The 3318-nt window shown below is 73.2% G+C and carries 3 protein-coding genes; 1 reads left to right on the top strand and 2 read right to left on the bottom strand.

Features of this window, described 5'->3' with window-relative positions; translation table 11 throughout:
- The coding region (locus tag E1281_RS38650) for a serine/threonine-protein kinase (protein ID WP_131884651.1) at positions 1-863 on the bottom strand (863 nt) is incomplete at its 3' end.
- 140 nt (positions 864-1003) lie between these two features.
- Between E1281_RS38650 and E1281_RS38655 the strand changes: the two genes are divergently transcribed.
- On the top strand, positions 1004-1954 hold the full coding sequence (locus E1281_RS38655) for an alpha/beta hydrolase (RefSeq protein WP_131884652.1): 951 nt from the start codon (positions 1004-1006) through the stop codon (positions 1952-1954).
- A 31-nt stretch (positions 1955-1985) separates the two neighbouring features.
- Here the strand turns inward: E1281_RS38655 and E1281_RS38660 are convergent.
- Positions 1986-3318 (bottom strand): serine/threonine-protein kinase (locus tag E1281_RS38660; protein WP_131884653.1); only part of this gene is annotated, 1333 nt, incomplete at its 5' end.

Consider the following 3318-nt stretch of genomic DNA (forward strand, 5'->3'; position numbering starts at 1 on the left):
GGCTGCGGGGGTGACGGTGGGGGGAAGGCGACCGCGGGAGGTGTGGACGGCGGCTCCTCCCGGCCGGTCAGGGCCTGGATCAGCCCGCTGACCGCGGGCCGTTCGGCCGGGTCCTTCGCCAGCGACCGGGCGACGAGAGCGCGCAGCGCCGGGTCGAGCCCGTCCAGGTCGGGCTCGCCGCCGGTCACCCGGTGGATCGTCTCCGGGAGCGTCCCGCCGCCGAACGGGACGCGGCCCGTGCCCGCGTACGCGAGGACGCAGCCCCAGGCGAACACGTCCGCCGCCGGGGTGATCTCGGCGCCGTTCATCAGCTCGGGCGCCATGTAGGCGGGCGTGCCGATGAACTGGCCGGTCCTGGTCGGACCGTCCGAGGCGTCCAGCGCGCGGGCGATGCCGAAGTCGATCACGCGCGGGCCGGTCGGGGACAGCAGCACGTTGGACGGCTTGAGGTCGCGGTGCACGATCCCCGCGCCGTGGATCGCGCTCAGCGCCGTCGCGATGTTGACCGCCAGGGCCTCCAGGTCGCCGCCGCGCAGCGGCCCGCCCTCGGTGACGGCCGCGTCCAGCGACGGGCCGGAGACGTACTCGGTCACCACGTACAGCGGCTCGCCGTCCAGCCGGGCGTCCAGCACCGCGGCGGTACAGAACCGGCGGACCTGCCGCGCCGCCGTCACCTCGCTGCGAAAACGCTGGTGGAACGCCTCGTCGTCGGCCAGGTCCGCGTTGATGACCTTGACCGCGACCTGCCGGCCGGAGTCGTCCTCGCCGAGGAAGACCGTGCCCATCCCGCCGCGGCCGAGCCGCCCGAGCAACCGGTAGGGGCCGAGCCGCCGGGGGTCACGGTCACGAAGGGGGGCCTGCATGGGGGTCTCCCGGAGCCGGAGGGTGTTCTGTTCTGCTGACGTCGGATCAGGGCCCGCGCGTTCCCGCGTGCGGCCCTGAACCTCCCGCCCATACGCTTAGATGCCGGTATCCGCGGGCGGGTTCGGGAGGAACGGTGGACATGACGGTGGACGTGCTCGGCCCAGACTACGAGGCTTTCGAGCTGCCGATGGGCCGGGACGCCGAGGGTGAGGTCGTGGCGACGCTGGTGCGCAGGCGCGGCACCGATCCGTCCCGCCGCGCGGTGCTGTACCTGCACGGGTTCGTCGACTACTTCTTCCAGCGGCACCTGGCCGACTTCTACGTGGACCTCGGCTTCGACTTCTACGCGCTCGACCTGCGCAAGTACGGGCGGTCGCTGCGCCCGCACCAGACCCCGAACTACGTCGAGAGCCTGTCGGACTACTTCCCGGAGATCGACGAGGCCGTGCGGATCGTCCGGGACGTGGACGGGCACGACACGCTGCTGCTGAACGGCCACTCGACCGGCGGGCTCATCGCCGCGCTGTGGGCGGCCGGGGCGCGGGGCAAGGGCCTCGTCGACGGCCTGTTCCTCAACAGCCCGTTCCTGGACATCGCCGAGCCGCTGGTGATGCGCAAGGTCGGCGCGGGCCTCGCGCGGGCGCTGCGTCCCCGGTTCCCGAAGGCGAAGCTGCCGGCGGGCGTGTCCGACCGGTATCCGCGGAGCATCCACCGCGACCACGAGGGCGAGTGGGACTTCGACCTGGAATGGAAGCCGATCCTCGGGTTCCCGGTGCGGGCGGCGTGGCTGGCGGCCGTCCGCCGCGGGCAGCTCCGCCTGCACAGGGGACTGGACGTCGACGTCCCGGTGCTGGTCATGGCCTCCACGCGCAGCATCCGCCCCACCCGCAAGGTGCTGGACGTGACCGGCGCCGACGCCGTCCTGGACGTCGAGCACATGGCGCGCTGGGCACCCCGGATCGGCCGGCACGTCACGCTCGTCCGGATCGACGGCGGCCTGCACGACCTGGTCCTGTCGGACGAGCCCGCCCGCACGCGGGTCTTCGAGGAGCTGACCCGCTGGACGAACGGGTACCTTCCCGCCGGCTGACCCTTCGGTCGAGCCCGCGGCGCGGCGGCCGTCAGCCGAGGATCTTCGACATGTCGAAGTCGTCGAACTGGACGGCCGCCACCTGTGCGGGGTTCCCGCCCCGCTGGAGCTCCATCCCCGTCCATCCGTTGTCGAGCGGCTGGTCGGTGTCCGTCACGTCGATCACCTGGTCGCCGTTCACCCAGAGCCGCAGCCTGACCTCCTTGCCGCCGTCCGCGCTCTCGCAGCCGATCTGCAGCGTGTTGGGGCCGTCGTCGGAGAAGCCGGGCACCGAGTCCGGTGCGGCGAGCTCCTTGCTGCCCTGCTCGCCGTTGGTCTTGCGGAGCACCGCGCCCTTGCCGTCCTTGCGGACCATGAACAGGTACTGGTAGATCGTGTCCTGGTTGTTGTTGGCGCGGCACAGCAGCCCGTAGCGGGCGTCGGCCGGCCCCTCGGCGACACTGGTCGTCACGGTCACGAGGACCGGGTCGGGGAACGTCTTCACGTCCTCCTTGGGCACCCACCTGGAGACGGACGCGGTGCTTCCGCTGGTCTGCATCCGGTACGTGCCGTCACGGTAGCCGTAGTCGTCCCCGAACGCATCCCAGCCGGAGTCGTCGTTGGAGAAGTCGTCGCTGAACACCGTGGCGAGGTTCTCGGGCGGGCCGCCCGGACGCAGCACGGTGAGACCGACGACGGCGAGGACCGCGAGCGCGGCGACGGCCGCGGCGCCGATGATCAGCGGGCGGCGGGGGAGCCCGCTCCGGCCGCCGGCGACCGGGCCGTCGCGGCGCGTGGTGTCGCCGCCGGACGTGGCCGGCGGTGAATGGAAGGCGGTCTGGCCGGTCGGCGCCTGGCCGGTCCGCGCCTGGACGGTCGGGTCGTGCGCGGGGCCGTGCCAGCCGGCCTGGACGGTCTGGGCGAGCGTGGCCGGGTCGGTCTCGCCGTGGCCGACCAGCCGTCCGAGCAGGTCCTGGACGGACGGGCGGTTGCGCGGGTCCTTGTCGAGCGCGGCGGCGACGATGTCGCGCAGGCCGGGGTCCAGCCCGTCCAGCCCGGGCTCGTCGTGCGCGACCCGGTAGAAGATCTCCGGGACGGTACTGCCCTTGAACGGCGGGCCGCCCGTCCCGGCGTAGGCGACGACGCAGCCCCACGAGAACACGTCGGACGCGGGCGTGACCGGCTCGCCGCGCAGCAGTTCGGGCGGAAGGTAGTTCGGCGTCCCGACGAACTGGCCGGTGCGGGTGGGACCGTCGGAGGCGTCGAGGGCGCGGGCGATGCCGAAGTCGATGACGCGCGGTCCGGTGGAGGACAGCAGCACGTTGGCGGGCTTGAGGTCGCGGTGCACGATCCCGGCGCCGTGGATGGCGGCGAGCGCGGTGGCG

The organism is Actinomadura sp. KC345, from assembly GCF_004348515.1.
GTDB lineage: Bacteria > Actinomycetota > Actinomycetes > Streptosporangiales > Streptosporangiaceae > Spirillospora.

What these genes read in the sequence shown, in the direction of transcription:
- E1281_RS38655 (WP_131884652.1), top strand. Translation starts at nt 1,004, where the DNA reads ATGACGGTGGACGTGCTCGGCCCAGACTACGAGGCTTTCGAGCTGCCG.